The following is a 16,709-nucleotide window of genomic DNA, read 5'->3' on the forward strand; positions in this document are numbered from 1 at the left end:
AGTGTGCGCGCGTAGCAACGGCCGTGCAAACCGCTGCTATAGTCGATCCGTCATCCAACGCAGGGAGTGCAGGTCATGACCCATCGGCAGCTGTCCCTGGTGCTTGCCACCAGCCTCGGCCTGGCGCTCACCGCCTCGGCCTCCGCGCAGGAACGTACCCCACCCGCCCCGCACTGCATGGACGCGGTCGGCGTCCAGGAAGTGGAGCAGGCGTCACCGCGTTCAATCGCCCTGCGGGCCGCTTCCGGCCAAGCTTATCGGATCGACTTCAGCGGGGAGTGTCCCGGCGTCCGCGGTGCCACCACGCTGAAGCTTGAGGCGCCCGCCGGCTGGGCCTGCGGTCGCCCCAGCGAGCGTGTGGTGGTCGATGGCCGCAGCTGCGCGATCAGCGCGGTGACCCCCGTGCAGGATCGCGACTACGCCAGCATGGCCCGCGACAGCGACCGCCTGCGCATGGCCACCCTGCCCGCCCTGACCATCCGCGAGCGCAGCGACATCCGCCGCAGTTTCGGTGGTTCGCCGTCGTACTGCTTTGCCACGCGCAACGTGCGCGCGTGGTCGTCCGACCCGCAGGGCATGCTGGTGGAGACCAATCCGCATCGCAATGGTGGCCACCGCTACTATCGCGTGGAGCTTGGCAGCCACTGCCGCCAGCTCGACCGTGCACCACACCTGAGCTTCCACTCCGGCATGCAGAACGGGCTGATCTGTGGCAATCCGGGCGATCGCATCCTCACCGCCGGATTCGAGAACGGTGACCTGCGCAACGACGCGCTGGCGCCGCTGCCGCAGTACACCCGCGGCGGCTGCACGATCCAGGCGGTCTATCCGGCTTCCAGCCAGGCGTCGAACTAACCGTCGACGCCGAGGAACGTGAACGGTGCGCTGGGCACGAAGTGGCCCAGCGCGTCGCCGGAAAAGGTATTGCGCTGGTCCGGACCGAGATCGAGCTTGAGCACCTTGCCGCCGAAATCGACCTTGTTCAGGTCGACCCAGAAGGTGTTCGGTGTCAGTGCCGATTCGAAGAAGTACAACCGCCGCTTGTGGTCGGCCACGGTGCGCCAGCGCGTGGATGAGATATTCGGTTCGCCGGGGGTGGTGATGCCATACGGTACCGAGGCGTTGCGGATCACGCTGAACACACTGGCCAGCGCCACTACCGGGTCTTCTGCCTTGGGAATGGCGTTGATGTAGAACGAGGCGCGCGCGAAACGGTCGGCTGAGCGGTTGGTACCCGGCAGCATCACCGTGCCGCCGATCTGCTGCCAGTAGCTGTTGAGTGCCAGCTGCTGCTCGAAGATCGGTGAGTTGGTCATCACCTGGTAGCGCCGGTCATGGTGGATCACCTGGCGACCGCCGATGTATTCGACGATGGCGCTGTCGCCACTGGCATCTGACAGCGACAGGTGCAGCGTGGCCTGGCGGTCTTCGCCCGGCACCTTGTCGGTGACGATCGAGTAGGGCTCGCGCTGCAGCGCCGCGACCGCCTCGTCTACGGTGGCGAAGTTGTCCAGCACATACTGCGCCCATAGTGAGATGGCCAGGCCCGGCTTGTTGCCACGCTGCTTCGGATACTCCGATTCGACCAGCCACAGCAGGTTGGCCACCAGGCCCTTCTCGTTCATGCCATCGGTGGTCGATACGTCGTAACCGGTGGCCACCACCGAGCCGTAGCGCGCCGTCCAGGCCAGCGACTTCGGCCCGGCCTGGCCGGTGCGCGCGATGCCGCGCGGCAGCACGTAGAGGTTGGTCGCCACATCGACCTTCCAGTCCATCGAGCGCGCGGTGATCACATCACCGTTGTCGCCCAGGTAGACCGCGCGCGTGCAGGCCAGCGCCGGTGCCACTGCGGCGGCCAGCGCGACCGCCAGCAGCGCCCTTTCCTTCCACTTCATCCGTGCCATGTCGTTGCGCTCCTTTCCCCGTGATCCGTGGATATGACCCGATTCAGGGTGACACAGCGGTGAAGCCCCGGCGAGCCAGGCGATCGTGCAGCCAGAAACCTGCAAGCATCGCCGGCACGAACCAAAGCGCTTCGCGCGATCCCACCGCCAGCCCGGCGATGGCAGGGCCCGGGCAATAGCCTGCCCAGCCCCAACCCATTCCGAACAATGCCGCGCCCAGCACCAGGCGCACATCGACAGCGCGCGCGGCGGGCAATTGGAAGCGCGTTGCGCATGACGGCCGCGGGCGCCGCACCGCCCAGTGCTGGCCGACCGCGCTGACCAGCAGTGCCGAGGCCAGCACCCAGGCCAAGGTGGGATCAAAATCGCCGGCGATGTCGAGGAAACCGAGGATGCGGCGCGGATCGGTCATGCCGGTCAGCGCCAGGCCCGCGCCGAACAGCGCCCCTGCCGCGCCGGCGGCCACCATCACGCGGCTCATGCGAAGCCCCCGCCATGGCGGATCAGGAATGTGGTCAGCATTGCGCAGGCCATGAACACCAGCGTCGCCAGCAGTGACCGCATTGAGCCGCGGGCCACGCCGCACACCCCATGACCACTGGTGCAGCCGTTACCCAACCGCGTACCGAATCCGACCAGCAAGCCGGCGCCAACCAGCTGCCACGCCGGCAAGGCGTCACGCAACAGGTTGCGGGGCGCTTGACCTGGCACGGTCTGCCAGTACAGCACACCCCCGGCAGCGGCAAGCAGGCCGAGCAGGAATGCCCAGCGCCAGCCGCGCTCGCCCGGTGTCGCGCGCACGCTGCCAGCGGCAATGCCGCTGATGCCGGCCACCCGGCCCGTGGTCGCCAGCAATACCACCGCCGCCGCACCGATCAACGCGCCCCCCGCGACGGCGGCCCACGGCACGGTCATGACCTGCCTCCACTTGTTCCGTTCATTCGCTTGCCTTTTGAATTAGCTTTTTCTAAATTAGCTTCTTCTAAAACAAAAGGTCAACCATGACCCGCATCGAGCTCGACAGTGCCGCGATGGCCGGGCATGCCGCCCAGGCCGCGGCGCTGCTCAAAAGCCTGGCCCATCCTGCGCGGCTGCGCGTGCTGTGCCGGCTGGTCGAAGGCGAGGCGCCAGTGCCGGAACTGCAGGCACTGACCGGGCTCAGCGCATCAGCGCTGTCCCAGCACCTGGCGGTGCTGCGCGGACTTGGCATCGTCGCGACCCGGCGCGAAGCGCAGGCGATCCACTACCGGGTAGTGGAAGGGCCGGCGCTGGGCGTATTGCAGGCATTGCACGCGGCGTACTGCGGAAGTACAGCGCGCTGAACCTTCCACGCAGGTTCAACCTGCGTGCAGCACCGGTTGCACGACCTGATCGAGCAGATCCACCGGGGTCGGTGCCGACAGGTCACCATGCAACGCGCGGGTAAAACCTGACCAGTCGCTGGAAGACAGTTGCCGCAGCAGCGCCTCCTCCACCGGCAACGCGCGCATCGACCAGTACGGAAACTGGCGCTGGCCGAGGCGGCCACGCGCCAGTTCGATGATGTCGATATGGCTACCGGCCTGCAGAATGCGTTCGTACACCGAATCGATACCATCCGGCGGCCCTTCGATGTACTGCAGGAATCGCGCGCCGTCATGCAGCAGCACACCGGTCACGCCCGCCAGCTTGTTGAAGCGGGCTGCATCATCGACCAGCGCCTGCAGCCGTTCAGCGGAAAGATCCGGCAGCGCCTGGCTGACGTAGGCGATGGCACGCAGTGGCATGGCGCTTCCTTGACAAGATGTACACCCACGGTAGCAGCTGCGGACGAGTCCGTCTCAGTGCCCGCGGGTATTTCCTGAAGAGTTCAGGTAGCGGCCGCCGGCAGCCCCTCTGCGCGTCTCGGCAACCGGGCTTCGAACACCACCTGGCCGGCTTCATTTCGCGCTGCGATGTGCCCGCCGTGCGCGCGCACGAACTGATCGACGATATACAGGCCCAACCCCAGGCCATTGCTGGGGTGGAAGCTGGCCTTGAACGGCTCGAACAGGCGCGGCAGCAGCGCGTCGTCGATCCGTCCCGCGTTGCTCACCCGCAGCAGCACGCTGCGCGGATCACGGCCGTCCACCTCCACCCTCGCCTCGCTGCCATGGGTGAGCGCATTGCCGATCAGGTTGGCGGCAACCTGACCCAGCCGATCCAGATCACCCTGCAGGCGGGTATCGCCCTGCATATCCAGATGCACCCGTGCGTGGCCGTGGGCGCTGCCCGCTTCGGCCACCACCGCACGCGTGACCTCGGCAAGATCACAGGCGCTGGCCTGCAGGCGCAGGCCGCCGCTGCGGATCCGCGAAAAGTCCAGCAGCTGCTCGACCATGCGCGCCATGCGCAGCGTGCTGGCCTCCAGGTGCTTCAGGGTCTGCTGCGCGCCGTCATTGCCCGCAGGTAGCTCCAGCGCCAGCTTGTCGGCACACAGCAGGATCGCCGACAGCGGCGTGCGCAGATCGTGGGTGAGCACCGCCGCCATCGTCTCGTTGAGCTTGAGCGAACGCTCCAGCGCCTCGTTGCGCGCCTTCAGCAGCTGACGCTGCTGGTACAGCTCGATGAAGACATTGACCTTGCTCAGGATCACCTGCGGCGCCACCGGCTTGTGCAGGAAGTCGACCGCGCCGGTTTCGTAGCCCTTGAACGCGCGCAGCGGGTCGTCCGGCGAGGCGGTCAGGAAGATGATCGGCACATCCCGGCTGCGGTGTGAACCGCGCATCAGCTCGGCCAGGGTGAAGCCATCGATCTCCGGCATGTGCACGTCCAGCAGGGCCAGCGCCACCTCATGCTCCAGCAGCAGTTCCAGCGCCTGTGCGCCCGACCCGGCCAGCAGCAGGTTCACGCCCTCGCGCTGCAGCAGCGCCTGCATGGCCACCAGGTTCTGCGGCACGTCATCGACGATCAGCAGGTTGACCGGGGTCTGCGACTGCGCAGGGTCCGGTGGCAGCAGGTTCATGCAAACAACTCCTTCAGGCGACGGCACATCAGTTCGAGGGGCAGCACGGCATCGGCGCCGGCGTGCTGCAGGGCGGAGGCCGGCATCATCGATGCCTCGGCCTCGTCGGGACATTGCAGCCAGGCGCGGCCACCGGCAGCGCGCACCGCGGCCACCCCTTCACTACCATCGCTGCTGGCACCGGTCAGCAGCAGGGCCAGCACCTGCGCGCCGAACACGGCCGCAGCCGACTCGAACAAGGGATCGATCGCCGGGCGCGAAAACAGCACCGGTGCGTCCACCGACAATGCCAGCGAACCGGCGTCTTCCACCAGCAGGTGATAGTCCGGTGGCGCAAAGGTCACCGTGCCAGGCTGCAGCGGCTGCTTGTCTTCGGCCTCGCGCACCGGCAGCGCACAGTACGGCGCCAGCACTTCGGCGATGCGGCTGCTGCGATCGCGCGGAAGGTGCAGCACTGCCAGCACCGGCGCCGGCAGAGCCGCGGGCAGCGCGCCGAGCACCGCCTGCAGCGCCGCGACCCCACCCGCAGAGGCCCCGATCACCAGCACGGCCGGTCGTGTCGGCAGTGCCATCAGGCAACCTTCCGGTACAGGCGATGCTCCCGCGAGCAGGTCTCGAACGCGCCGTGGTGGCGCCCGAACTGCAGCGACTCCTTGCTGCCCAGGCCAAGGAAGCCGCGATGCACCAGCGCTTCACGGAACAGGCCTACGGCGCGGTCCTGCAGATCGCGGTTGAAATAGATCAGCACATTGCGGCACGACACCAGGTGCACCTCGGAGAACACCGTGTCGGTGGCCAGGCTGTGGTCGGCGAACACCACGTTGCGGCGCAGCTGCCGATCGAATACCGCGCCATCGTAGGCCGTGGCGTAGTAGTCGGACAGCGAGGCGGTGCCACCGGCCGCCAGGTAGTTCCGGCTGAACTGGGCCATCCGGTCGATGCCATAGGCGCCGGCCTCGGCGGTGGCCAGGGCTGCCGGATTGATGTCGGTGGCGTAGACGATGCTGCGCTCCAGCAGGCCTTCCTCGTGCAACAGGATCGCCAGCGACCACACTTCCTCGCCGGTACTGCACCCGGCCACCCACAGCTTCACCGACGGGTAGGTGCGCAGCACCGGCACCACCTGCTCGCGCAGCTCACGGAAATAGGCCGGGTCACGGAACATCTCCGAGACCTGCACGGTGAAGAACTGCATCGCCTGCGCAAACAGGTCCGGCTCGTGCAGCAGGCGGTGCTGCAGGTCAGCCAGCCGCTCGCACTCATAGCGCTGCATGGCCTGGCGGATCCGCCGGCGCAGCGACGACACCGCATAACTGCGGAAATCGTAGTGATAGCGCTGGTAAAGCGCTTCCAGCAGCACCTTCAGCTCCAGGTCGAACAGGGCCTGCTCGTTCATTGCCGCGAGCACCAGACCCGGCACAGCGATACCAGCTTGTCGACGTCGATGGGTTTGGCGATGTAGTCGTTGGCGCCGGCCTGCAGGCAGCGCTCACGGTCGTCCGGCATGGCCTTGGCGGTCAGCGCGATGATCGGCAGGTCCTGCAGGTGGCGCTGCGCGCGGATTTCGCGCATCGCAGCAAGGCCATCCTTCTCCGGCATCATGATGTCCATCAGCACCAGGTCGACCTCGCGCTCAGCCAGCCGATCCACCGCTTCCTGGCCATTGCGCGCGATCTCCAGCGTGACGCCGAGGGGTTCGAGCACGCTGGACAGTGCGAAGATGTTGCGCACGTCGTCCTCGGCCAGCAGCACCGTCCGACCGTCGAGCACGGTGTCGCGACGGCGGGCCTCGCGCAGCAGGCGCTGCTGGTCGGTTGGCAGGCTGGCCTCCACGCTGTGCAGGAACAGGGTCACCTCGTCCAGCAGGCGCTCGGGCGAACGTGCGCCCTTGATGATGATGCTCTTGGAGTAGCGGCGCAGGCGCTGCTCTTCCTCGCGACTGAGTGCGCGACCGGTATAGACGATCACCGGCGGGAAACCGACATCGTCGTTGCCGGCCATGTGCTCGAGCAGGTCGTAGCCGCTGCCGTCGGGCAGCGACAGGTCCATCACCATGCAGTCGAACGTGACCGTACTGAGCTGTTCCAGTGCGCTGGCCAGGGTGCCTACAGCGACGATCTGCAGCTGGTCACGGCCCAGCAACAGTTCCAGGTTGTGGCGCAGCTCGTTGTCGTCTTCCACGATCAGCAGCCGCCGCATGTCGCGCTGGCTGGTCTGTTCCAGCTGTTCGATGGCCGTCACCAGCCGTTCGCGCGTGGTCGGCTTGATCGCAAAACCGATCGCGCCCAGCTCGCGCGCTACCTGGCTGCGGTCCGTGGCCGAGACCACATGCACCGGGATGTGGCGGGTGTCCGGGTTGCGCTTCAGGCGTTCCAGCACGCTCAGGCCCGACACGTCCGGCAGGCCGATATCGAGCAGGATGCCGTTCGGGCGCAGTTCGCTGGCCAGGGCCAGCGCCTCTTCCGCCGTGCCCGCTACCACGCAGTCGAAGTCCAGTTCATGGGCCAGCGCCACCAGCGCTTCGGCGAACGTGGCATCGTCCTCGACCGCCAGGATCAGGCGCCCGGCGCGCTGCCGGCGACCGCGGTCGTCGGCTACGCCGGCCATCGCAGTGACCGGCGCTGCTGCGGTCGCAGCGCGTACGGGCGCGGCCGGCAGCACGGCCGGCGCCGTCGGCGGCGCTGCCACGGGGACCTCGGCAGCGACGGCTGCGCTCGCCGCGGGCGCACCCTGCAACGGCAGCTCCAGGATGAAGCAGCTGCCGCGCCCGGGCTCGCTGTCGACCTGGATGCCGCCGCCCATGCGCTCGGCCAGATCGCGCGAGATCGACAGGCCCAGGCCGGTACCGCCGTAGCGACGGCGGGTGCTGCCATCGGCCTGGCGGAACGCTTCGAAGATGACATCCAGCTGCTCGCGGGCAATGCCGATGCCGGTGTCACAGACCTCGAACCGGATGCGGCCGTTGCCGCCGGCACGCACGTGCAGGCTGACCTTGCCATGCTCGGTGAACTTCACCGCGTTGGCCAGCAGGTTCTTCAGGATCTGCTGCAGCCGCTGGCTGTCAACCACCATCTGGGTCGGTGCCAGGGCGTCGGCTTCGATCTGCAGGGCCAGGCCCTTCTGCCGCGCCATCGGCTCGAACGTCTCGCGCAGGCGCTGCAGCGCGCTCTCGACCACCACCACTTCATCGGACAGTTCGACATGGCCGGCCTCGATGCGCGACAGGTCGAGGATGTCGTTGATCAGCGCCAGCAGGTCGTTGTTGGACGACAGGATCGCACGCGCGTACTTCACCTGTTCCTCGGTCAGGGTGCCGTCCTTGTTGTCGGCCAGCAGCTTGGCCAGGATCAGCGAGCTGTTCAGCGGCGTGCGCAGCTCATGCGACATGTTGGCCAGGAATTCGGACTTGTAGCGCGAGGTCGCCGCCAGCTCGTTGCTGTTGCGCACCAGCTGGCTCTGCGCGACCAGCAGTGCCTGCTTCTGCGCCTCCAGCTCGTGGGTGCGCTCTTCCAGCTGCACGTTGCTCTGTTCCAGCTCGGCCTGCTGTTCTTCCAGGTGGCTCTGCGACTGCAACAGGCTGCGGCTCTGCTCTTCCAGTTCCTCGTTGGCCACGCGCAGCTCTTCCTGCTGGGCCTGCAGCTCCTCGCCCTGGCGCTGCGACTCTTCCAGCAGCACCACCAGCTGCGCACGCAGCAGCGATGCGCGCAGTGCCATGCCGATGGTGTCGGCGCAGCGCTCAAGCAGCTCGCGATCCAGGTCACGCTGTTCACCCGCCCGCGCGCGGCCCAGCTCGATCACACCGACCACCGCACCATCGCTGCTGATCGGCGCCAGGATGCGCTCGCGCACCGGCAGCCGGCCCAGGCTGGTCTGCAGTTCGAGCACGGCAGCGTCTTCGCCGTGCAGGTGGCGGATGCGTTCGTCCCGGGCAACCTGCCCGGCCAGTCCTTCGTGCAGGGCCAGGGAGGCCGGCGTCCCAGCGGGCAGCGCCACGCCACCGGTCAGCTGCAGCCGGCCGCCGTCCAGGCGATAGACCGCACCGACCTCTGCATCCAGCTGCCCGGCCAGGCTTACTGCTGCCGCCTCGGCGATCTGCTCCGGCCCGAGGTCACCGCGCAGGCTCATCGCCACGGCGTTCTCGGCCTCCTGCAGCCAGAGCGCGCGCATCGCCTGGCGCCGGGCCTGGATCGCGCGCGAGACGATCAGTGCGATCATCAGGAAGGCGCAGCCACCGACGGTACGGTTGACAAGCGAGAACGACGAGTTGTTGCTGGCTGGCGCAACGTTGAAGCCGATCACCAGCAGGACACAGGCGATCACCGCGACCACGAACGGCGCGCGTGCACTGCGCTGGAACACCGTCACGCCGACCGCGAGGAAGTAGGCCAGCCATACCGCGTAGCCGAGCGGGACGACCAGTTCCAACGCGATGGTCGCGGCCAGCAGCACGGCGGACGTCATCCAGATCCAGCGGTCACGCGTAGTCGCACCAGGACGCATGCAGGTCGGTTCCAGAAGGCAAAGGGTGGAAGATGGTACTCCGTGTCGCATTCAGCCGCACAGGACCAATGGCACGTGTCAGGCGTGCACGCATCCTTCACACTTGAGTGCCTAGCTTCACGTCCCTCACAGGGGTAACACTTATTTACACGTGGACGCAGCCGCCTCTACGACGTCCGTGCTGACGGACCCTTCCCGACAACTGCGACTGCTGATCGACAGCGTGCGCGACCATGCGCTGTACCTGCTTGATCCTGAAGGCATCGTGTGCAGCTGGAACCCGGGCGCCGAACGTATCAAAGGCTATTCAGCCGATGAAGTGGTGGGAACGCACTTCAGCCGCTTCTACCTGGCCGCCGACCGCGAGGCCGGCGAACCGCAGCGCCTGCTTCGCGCCGCAGCGCAGCAGGGGCATGTCGCCAGTGAGGGCTGGCGCGTTCGCCGCGATGGCTCGTCGTTCCGCGCAAGCGTGGTCATCGAGCCGGTCTTGGAGGCCGGCGAACTGCTGGGCTTCGTCAAGATCACCCGTGACATCACCGAGCAGTGGCAGGCGCAGCGGCTGCTGCGCGATGCCCAGCGTGCGCTGCGCAATACCCAGCAGTTCGAGACGGTCGGTCGGCTCAGCCGCGGCCTGTCACACGAGTTCAACAACCTGCTGACCACCATCGGCAACGCACTGGACCTGCTGTCGCTGCGCGTCCGCGGTGACGATGCACGCGCGGCCGAGCTGCTGGATGCCGCGCAGGCAGCCACTGACCGCGGCGCGCTGTTGACCCGCCAGCTGCTGGCCTTCAGCACCGGCCAGACCCTGATCCGGGAATCGGTGGACATCAATGCGCTGGTACGGCAGTGGCTGCCGGACCTGCAACGCGCCTGCCCGCCCACGGTGGCACTGGATGCCCATCTCACCCCGGGCCTGCCGGAGGTGAGCACCGATGCGATGCAGCTCCAGACCGCCCTGGCGAACCTGGTGGCCAATGCCGTGGAGGCCACCGCCGATGGCGGTCGCATCCTGATCGGCACCGCGTTGGAACATCGCCTCGACCCGGATGCGGACACCACGCTGCAACGCGGCTATGTCACCCTCAGCGTCTGCGACGAAGGCCACGGCATGGCCGCCGACATCGCCGAGCGGGCCAGCGAGCCCTTCTTCACCACCAAGGACATCGGCAAGGGCAGCGGCCTGGGCCTGAGCCAGGTGTTCGGATTCACTACCCAGAGCGGCGGCTTCGTCGATGTGTCCACCACGCCCGGTGTCGGCACCACGGTCAGCCTGCTGCTCCCCGCAACCGAGGATGCAACCCATGACCGATGACCCGATCCGCGTACTGATGGTGGAGGACCAGAACGATCTGCGCGAGATGATCGGCATGGCCCTGCGCGATTTCGGCATCGAGGTGTCCACCACCGCCGACGGGCATGAAGCCGCTGCGTTGCTGAAGGGCGACGCACGCTTCGACGTGGTGTTCAGCGATGTCAGCATGCCCAATGGCATGTCCGGAATCGAACTCAGCGAGCACGTCGCGCGTGAGCAGCCGCATGCACGCATGATCCTGTCCTCCGGCTATGCGCGTTCGCAGCTGCCGCCGCTTCCGGAGCAGGTGGAGTTCCTGCCCAAGCCCTATCGCCTGCGCCAGCTGGTCGAGCTGCTCAAGCAGGACTGAAGGCGTACCGGCCTGCATGGCCATGCTCAGCGCCGGGCCTGCTGCATGAACAGCAGCGCCGGCGTAGATGCAGCGTCCACTGGCTCGAAGCCGAGCGAGCTGTACAACGCAACTGCAGCGGCATTGTCCCGATAGACCCGCAAGGTCAGCCGTTCAACGGCAGCAGCCTGGAACGCCTGCGCGATCAGCGCCTGCACCAACCCACGCCCGAGACCGCGGCCCCGCGCCTGCGGCGCAACCAGCAGGCGGCCCAGATGGACGGTGCCCGGCTGCGTGGACCAGGCCTGGCCGAAACCCACGCGCTGGTCGCTTGCGTCCAGCAGCACCCACCCCGGGCGTTCGCGCAACTGCAATACGTGCTCGAACCGATCGGGTCGCAATGGATAGGGCACGCCTGGCCCGGCCCAGCGCAGCGTGGCTGCGGCCGAATCCAGCCACCCGGCGATGCTCGCGTAGTCCTGGGGTTGCACGGGCTGCAGGCGGTGGTCCATGGCGGCCGGAAAGCGGGGCGAGGCGCCAGCATATCCGAGTGGCCTCGCGGGCAGCGCGCGGACGTCGCGCCGCAAACATGGTGACCCCGGCCCGATTCGAACGGGCGACCTTCCCCTTAGGAGTGCGGCGACGGCGGCAGCAGGAGTAGCAAAGGCTCAGGCACCGGCTGCCAAAGCTGTGCCAATCAGCTCGAAACTTGTGCCGCGCCGGACGCATTCGGATGATTCAGCTACTAGCTGGCCACGCAGACTATGCAACGACGGAGAAGTTCTAGGCTCACCTACGCCTACTGAAGATATGGCAGCTGTCTCCGCCCTCAAATTCTGACTCAGGAGCTTGAGAGTCAACTAAAACGGTTGGCCTACCACGCTCTCAGTCACCAGTCCGCGCTATCGATGATGTCATCCAACATCCGATCGATTCCAAACCTCTTCTCAGAAACAATTCGGAACAACTCATCAAACGATTCCACTGCTTCGCGAGTTCCGATGTCATCGGCAGAATAGAACACGTAATCAGCGAAAGATTCCCAATCATAGCCATCGAAATGCGCCAACTCACGCAGTTCACGATTGCCGGGATAGAACCAAAGCTTTACGCCTTCGCCATCTTGCTTGATAGACCAGTTGTACTTATCACCATATCTGAAGAAAACCTCCCCATTGCCACCAGGAATTACGTCGCCTATACGTTCAGAATTAGCAATCATAGCGTTTACGGCGGACACAATCTTCATCTTGCGGAATCTCCCATCGCGTCAGCAATGTTGGATACATCAGAGTGGCGAAGTTTCTCTCGCAGTTCACTTACCAACGCGCGCTTTTGGGGCTCCGTAAGAGTCAGTCGTCCACCGGCGTGCTTACGCACCTTCTTAGTTATCGCGTCGAAGTGATCCTTGAGCTTTGGATTTCCATCGATCTGTCCGCAAATGTCATGAAAGACACTCACGATCTCATCTTGGTCGTCATGCACCCGAAGCGATGCAATTACGTCGAGCTTTTGTCTTATTTCGCCAAGACTACCTTGATGTGCGAAGTTCGCTATAGCCCGGAGCATTGATCGAATTTCAGAACCCTTCGCAAGAAAAAGATAAAATGCGAGTCCCGACGCAGAAATTGTCGCAATGTCCGCCAGAATGGAAAGGATTTTTTCGAACACCTGCTACCCCCGGCACGGCTCCAATTCAACCCTCTCAAACCGGGATAGCCCATCGGCACGGTATTGCCCTGAGCCCATCCTGGCTTCCATGACAGCGCACCTCGATCCTGCTGTGCCAACTGTGCCAGCCAACGGCCGACAGTAGGCAATTCCTACCAAGCGCCCAACGCTACATCACGCCTAAGCAATTGATTTATGGTGACCCCGGCCCGATTCGAACGGGCGACCTTCCCCTTAGGAGGGGGACGCTCTATCCAGCTGAGCTACGGGGCCATGCAGCCGGGAAGTTTACAGCCAACGTGCCCTGCCCTCCAAGCATTCATGTCCGGCCCGGTTCGGCTGGCGCGTTGCACCATGGCCGGTCGGGGCGCTCTGCTACCATCGGCGATTCAGTTCATCGCGTCCCCCACCTGCCCGCGATGGCACCAAACAACGTAACGAAACACAGGAGTCTGCATGTCTTCCGAGCTGCTCAAGTCCCTTGGCCTGGACGCGATCAACGCTGGCACGTACCTGGGCAACGGGGAGTGGTCGAGCGCGACCAGCGGTGAGCTGATCACCCCGGTCAACCCGACCACCGGCGAGCCGATCGCGCAGGTCCGCGCCACCACCGAGGCCGAGTACGAGACCGTCGTCGCCCGCGCCCAGGAAGCCTTCAAGGTCTGGCGTACCACGCCGGCGCCGCGCCGCGGTGAAGCCGTGCGCCTGTGCGGTGAAGCACTGCGCAGGCACAAGGACGCCCTGGGTTCGCTGGTTGCCCTGGAAATGGGCAAGAGCAAGCCGGAAGGCGATGGCGAAGTACAGGAGATGATCGACATCGCCGATTTCGCCGTGGGCCAGAGCCGCATGCTGTACGGCTACACCATGCACTCCGAGCGCCCCGGGCACCGCATGTACGAGCAGTACCACCCGCTGGGCCTGGTCGGCATCATCTCGGCCTTCAACTTCCCGGTCGCGGTGTGGAGCTGGAATTCGTTCCTGGCCGCCATCTGTGGTGACGTGTGCATCTGGAAGCCGTCCAACAAGACGCCGCTGACCGCCATCGCCTCGCTGAAGATCTGCAACGACGCCCTGCGCGAAGCGGGCTTCCCGGACATCTTCTTCCTGATCAACGATGCCGGCACCGCGCTGTCGGAGAAGATGGTCGACGACCGCCGCGTGCCGCTGATCAGCTTCACCGGCTCGACCCAGGTCGGCCGCACCGTCAACGAGAAGGTCGCACGCCGCCTCGGCCGCTGCCTGCTGGAGCTCGGCGGCAACAACGCGATCATCCTGGACGAAACCGCCGACCTGAAGCTGGCCGTGCCGGGCATCGTGTTCGGCGCCGTGGGCACCGCCGGCCAGCGCTGCACCACCACCCGCCGCCTGATCGTGCACCGCTCGATCTACGCTGACGTGCTGTCCACCCTGGTCAAGGCCTACAAGCAGGTGGAAGGCAAGATCGGCGACCCGACCGATGCCGCCAACCTGATGGGCCCGCTGAACAGCGAAGGCGCCGTGCAGCAGTTCCTCGATGCCATCGCCCAGGCCAAGGCGGCCGGCGGCACCATCGAGACCGGCGGCACCCGCATCGACCGCGCCGGCAACTTCGTGCTGCCCGCAATCGTCACGGGCCTGAAGAACAGCGACGCCGTGGTCCAGCACGAGACCTTCGCACCGATCCTGTACGTGATGCCGTACGACAGCATCGACGAAGCCATCGACATGCAGAACGGCGTGCCGCAGGGCCTGTCCTCCTCGATCTTCACCCAGAACCTGAAGACCGCCGAGAAGTTCCTGTCGGCCGCCGGCAGCGACTGCGGTATCGCCAACATCAACATCGGCACGTCCGGTGCGGAGATCGGCGGCGCCTTCGGTGGCGAGAAGGACACCGGCGGTGGCCGCGAGTCCGGCTCGGATGCCTGGAAGGTCTACATGCGCCGCCAGACCAACACCATCAACTATTCGGATTCGCTGCCGCTGGCGCAGGGCATCAAGTTCGACCTGTAACGCTGTTTTGTAGTGCCGAGCCATGCTCGGCAGGACGGGCCATGAACACCGCAGGAAGTGCAGCCGAGCCTGGCTCGGCGCTACAGGCTGGCAAGCCGGTGATTGATTTCACCGGCCGCCGCGTGCTCATCGCCGGCGGCAGCAAGGGCATTGGTCGTGAAATGGCACTGGCCTTTGCCGGTGCCGGTGCGCAGGTCTCGGTCTGTGCGCGCGGCCAGGCCGGCCTGGAGGCCCTGTGCGCCGATGCACGGGCGCAGGGAACGCCATTGCATGCGTTTTCCACCGATCTGGCCGACCCCGGCCAGATCCAGGCCTGGCTGCAGGCCGCCGCCGATGCCTTCGGCGGTATCGACGTGCTGGTCAACAATGCCACCGGCTACGGCATGGCCGACAATGAGGAGGGCTGGGCCGCCAGCCTGCAGATCGACCTGATGGCGGCCGTGCGTGCCTCGCGCCTGGCACTGCCCTGGCTGCGTGCGTCCGGCGATGCCTGCATCCTCAATCTGTCGTCGATTGCCGCGCAGCAGCCGCGCCCCGGTGGCGCGCCGTATGCCGCTGCCAAGGCCGCGCTTTCGCACTACACCACCTCGCAGGCGCTGGCGCTGGCCAAGGACCGGATCCGGGTCAACGCCATCGCACCGGGCTCGATCGAGTTCGATGACGGGCTCTGGGACCGTCGCCGCATCGAGGATCCCGCGCTGTACCACGGCACCCTGGCGAAGATCCCGTTCGGCCGCTTCGGCCACCCGCGCGAGATCGCCGACGCCGCCTTGTTCCTGTGCTCGCCGCTGGCGCGCTGGGTGACCGGCAGCGTGCTCAACGTGGATGGCGGCCAGGTGTTGATGGGCTGACACCGGCCCGCCGGTCGCGGCCAACCCTGGTTGGCGCGTCCGCAACCGCTGGGCATGGGATTGCCCGGGCAGAGGCACTATCATGTGCACACTGCCAAGGAGGACCCGATGAGCGTGGCACCCCGACAGACAAGCGCCCTGGCCGTGGTCAGCCTGGTCATGGGCATCGCCAGCTGGACCGTCCTGCCCTTCGTAGCCAGCATCGTCGCCATCATCACCGGCCACATGGCCCGCGCCGAGATCCGCCGCCGCCCGCATGAACTGGAAGGCGATGGCATGGCACTCACCGGCCTTGTGCTGGGCTGGGTCATGGTCGGCGCCGTGCTTGCCGCCATCCTGGTCTTCATCCTGTTCTTCGGCGGCCTGGCATGGCTGGCGGCGGTGTCGAACTGACGCCATGACCGCCTCCGACAGCACTGAACGCTTCAGCAGCCGCGTCGCCGACTACGTCCGCTACCGGCCCGACTACCCGCCCGCACTGCTGGACTGGCTGCACGGCCCGATGGGCGTCAGCCACCAGGCCCGTGTCGCCGACATCGGCGCCGGCACCGGCATCTCCAGCCGCCCGTTTCTCGCCAGCGGTCATCCGCTGGTGGCGGTCGAGCCCAACGCTGCCATGCGCGCCGCCGCCGAACAGTGGCTGGCGCCGCAGTATCCGGACTTTTCCGCTGTCGATGGCCGTGCCGAGGCCACTGGCCTGGAGGACACCAGCATCGATCTGGTCAGCGTCGCGCAGGCCTTTCATTGGTTCGACACCGTGGCGGTGCGCGCCGAGTGGCAGCGCATCCTGCGCCCCGGTGGCCAGGCACTGATCTACTGGAACTCGCGCCTGCTCGATGCCAGCCCGTTCCTGATCGGCTACGAACAGCTGCTGCTGGACTACGGCACCGACTACACCGCCGTGGCCGAACGCTACCAGGACGATGCCACCATGCAGGCCTGGTTCGGCCCCGGGCTGCGCGGCAGGGTAGAGCTGCCGAACGTGCAGCATCTGGACTTCGACGCCCTGCGCGGGCGCCTGCTGTCCTCCTCCTACGCACCCCAATCCGGTCATCCTCGCCACGCGCCGATGATCGACGCTCTGCAGGACCTGTTCGCCGCCCATGCGGTGGACGGCCAGGTCGCTTTTGAATATCGAACCCGAGCCTTCCTCGGCACGCTGGACTGA

The 16,709-nt window shown here is 66.3% G+C and carries 18 protein-coding genes, 1 tRNA gene and 1 pseudogene; 8 read left to right on the forward strand and 12 right to left on the reverse strand.

Features of this window, described 5'->3' with window-relative positions; genetic code table 11:
* Positions 1–75 precede the first annotated feature (75 nt).
* On the forward strand, positions 76–855 hold the full coding sequence (locus AC5P66_RS14370) for a DUF6491 family protein (RefSeq protein WP_099495172.1): 780 nt from the start codon (positions 76–78) through the stop codon (positions 853–855).
* Here the strand turns inward: AC5P66_RS14370 and AC5P66_RS14375 are convergent.
* From AC5P66_RS14375 to AC5P66_RS14385, 3 genes and pseudogenes are all read right to left on the reverse strand, one after another.
* Positions 852–1,904, reverse strand: coding sequence for a linear amide C-N hydrolase (locus tag AC5P66_RS14375; RefSeq protein WP_099495171.1), 1,053 nt, complete (start codon positions 1,902–1,904; stop codon positions 852–854). The two genes, AC5P66_RS14370 and AC5P66_RS14375, sit on opposite strands and share 4 nt — an antisense overlap.
* 43 nt (positions 1,905–1,947) lie before the next feature.
* Positions 1,948–2,385, reverse strand: a complete 438-nt coding sequence (locus AC5P66_RS14380; RefSeq protein WP_495216445.1) for a DUF6691 family protein — start codon at positions 2,383–2,385, stop codon at positions 1,948–1,950.
* Positions 2,382–2,825: pseudogene (locus AC5P66_RS14385) on the reverse strand (YeeE/YedE family protein); the annotation flags it as partial. The gene AC5P66_RS14380 and the pseudogene AC5P66_RS14385, both read right to left, overlap by 4 nt.
* A gap of 80 nt (positions 2,826–2,905) precedes the next feature.
* On the opposite strand from AC5P66_RS14385, the gene AC5P66_RS14390 reads away from it, so the two are divergent.
* Positions 2,906–3,226, forward strand: coding sequence for an ArsR/SmtB family transcription factor (locus AC5P66_RS14390; RefSeq protein WP_049413812.1), 321 nt, complete (start codon positions 2,906–2,908; stop codon positions 3,224–3,226).
* Between the two features lie 15 nt (positions 3,227–3,241).
* Here AC5P66_RS14390 and AC5P66_RS14395 read toward each other — a convergent pair whose 3' ends face one another.
* The 5 genes from AC5P66_RS14395 to AC5P66_RS14415 form a co-directional block, all read right to left on the reverse strand.
* The gene (locus AC5P66_RS14395; protein WP_099495169.1) at positions 3,242–3,670 is read right to left on the reverse strand and encodes a BLUF domain-containing protein; all 429 of its coding nucleotides are present in this window, start codon (positions 3,668–3,670) and stop codon (positions 3,242–3,244) included.
* Positions 3,671–3,753: 83 nt separating this feature from the next.
* A complete protein-coding gene (locus AC5P66_RS14400; RefSeq protein WP_049413814.1) occupies positions 3,754–4,887 on the reverse strand; it encodes a hybrid sensor histidine kinase/response regulator in 1,134 nt (377 codons plus the stop codon).
* Positions 4,884–5,459, reverse strand: coding sequence for a chemotaxis protein CheB (locus AC5P66_RS14405; protein WP_049440472.1), 576 nt, complete (start codon positions 5,457–5,459; stop codon positions 4,884–4,886). The genes AC5P66_RS14400 and AC5P66_RS14405 overlap by 4 nt, the downstream gene beginning before the upstream one ends.
* The gene (locus tag AC5P66_RS14410) at positions 5,459–6,283 is read right to left on the reverse strand and encodes a CheR family methyltransferase (protein WP_005416310.1); all 825 of its coding nucleotides are present in this window, start codon (positions 6,281–6,283) and stop codon (positions 5,459–5,461) included. The genes AC5P66_RS14405 and AC5P66_RS14410 overlap by 1 nt, the downstream gene beginning before the upstream one ends.
* The gene (locus AC5P66_RS14415) at positions 6,280–9,387 is read right to left on the reverse strand and encodes a response regulator (protein ID WP_049413817.1); all 3,108 of its coding nucleotides are present in this window, start codon (positions 9,385–9,387) and stop codon (positions 6,280–6,282) included. The genes AC5P66_RS14410 and AC5P66_RS14415 overlap by 4 nt, the downstream gene beginning before the upstream one ends.
* Positions 9,388–9,538: 151 nt before the next feature.
* On the opposite strand from AC5P66_RS14415, the gene AC5P66_RS14420 reads away from it, so the two are divergent.
* Together AC5P66_RS14420 and AC5P66_RS14425 are read left to right on the forward strand one after the other, a co-directional pair.
* The gene (locus AC5P66_RS14420) at positions 9,539–10,702 is read left to right on the forward strand and encodes a two-component system sensor histidine kinase NtrB (RefSeq protein WP_414715559.1); all 1,164 of its coding nucleotides are present in this window, start codon (positions 9,539–9,541) and stop codon (positions 10,700–10,702) included.
* The gene (locus AC5P66_RS14425) at positions 10,692–11,051 is read left to right on the forward strand and encodes a response regulator (RefSeq protein WP_049413819.1); all 360 of its coding nucleotides are present in this window, start codon (positions 10,692–10,694) and stop codon (positions 11,049–11,051) included. The genes AC5P66_RS14420 and AC5P66_RS14425 overlap by 11 nt, the downstream gene beginning before the upstream one ends.
* A 26-nt stretch (positions 11,052–11,077) precedes the next feature.
* Here the strand turns inward: AC5P66_RS14425 and AC5P66_RS14430 are convergent, their stop codons facing one another.
* From AC5P66_RS14430 to AC5P66_RS14445, 4 genes are all read right to left on the reverse strand, one after another.
* Entirely contained in the window at positions 11,078–11,542 is a 465-nt protein-coding gene (locus AC5P66_RS14430; RefSeq protein WP_495216446.1) for a GNAT family N-acetyltransferase, read from the reverse strand.
* A 377-nt stretch (positions 11,543–11,919) separates the two neighbouring features.
* Entirely contained in the window at positions 11,920–12,279 is a 360-nt protein-coding gene (locus AC5P66_RS14435; protein WP_312559293.1) for a hypothetical protein, read from the reverse strand.
* Complete coding sequence (locus tag AC5P66_RS14440; protein WP_312559294.1) at positions 12,276–12,701, reverse strand: hypothetical protein; 426 nt, start codon at positions 12,699–12,701, stop codon at positions 12,276–12,278. The genes AC5P66_RS14435 and AC5P66_RS14440 overlap by 4 nt, the downstream gene beginning before the upstream one ends.
* Positions 12,702–12,897: 196 nt before the next feature.
* A tRNA-Arg gene (locus AC5P66_RS14445) sits at positions 12,898–12,974 on the reverse strand.
* A 183-nt stretch (positions 12,975–13,157) separates the two neighbouring features.
* Between AC5P66_RS14445 and amaB the strand changes: the two genes are divergently transcribed.
* The 4 genes from amaB to AC5P66_RS14465 all read left to right on the forward strand — a co-directional run bounded on the left by amaB (position 13,158) and on the right by AC5P66_RS14465 (position 16,709).
* Positions 13,158–14,690: an L-piperidine-6-carboxylate dehydrogenase gene (gene amaB / locus AC5P66_RS14450; RefSeq protein ID WP_049413822.1), complete on the forward strand. Its 1,533-nt coding sequence runs from the start codon at positions 13,158–13,160 to the stop codon at positions 14,688–14,690.
* 41 nt (positions 14,691–14,731) lie between these two features.
* Positions 14,732–15,541, forward strand: coding sequence for an SDR family NAD(P)-dependent oxidoreductase (locus tag AC5P66_RS14455; protein ID WP_495216447.1), 810 nt, complete (start codon positions 14,732–14,734; stop codon positions 15,539–15,541).
* 108 nt (positions 15,542–15,649) lie between these two features.
* The gene (locus AC5P66_RS14460) at positions 15,650–15,934 is read left to right on the forward strand and encodes a DUF4190 domain-containing protein (protein WP_049440134.1); all 285 of its coding nucleotides are present in this window, start codon (positions 15,650–15,652) and stop codon (positions 15,932–15,934) included.
* A gap of 4 nt (positions 15,935–15,938) precedes the next feature.
* On the forward strand, positions 15,939–16,709 hold the full coding sequence (locus AC5P66_RS14465; RefSeq protein WP_414485752.1) for a class I SAM-dependent methyltransferase: 771 nt from the start codon (positions 15,939–15,941) through the stop codon (positions 16,707–16,709).

Source organism: Stenotrophomonas sp. YJH_SMC_122 (genome assembly GCF_059369535.1).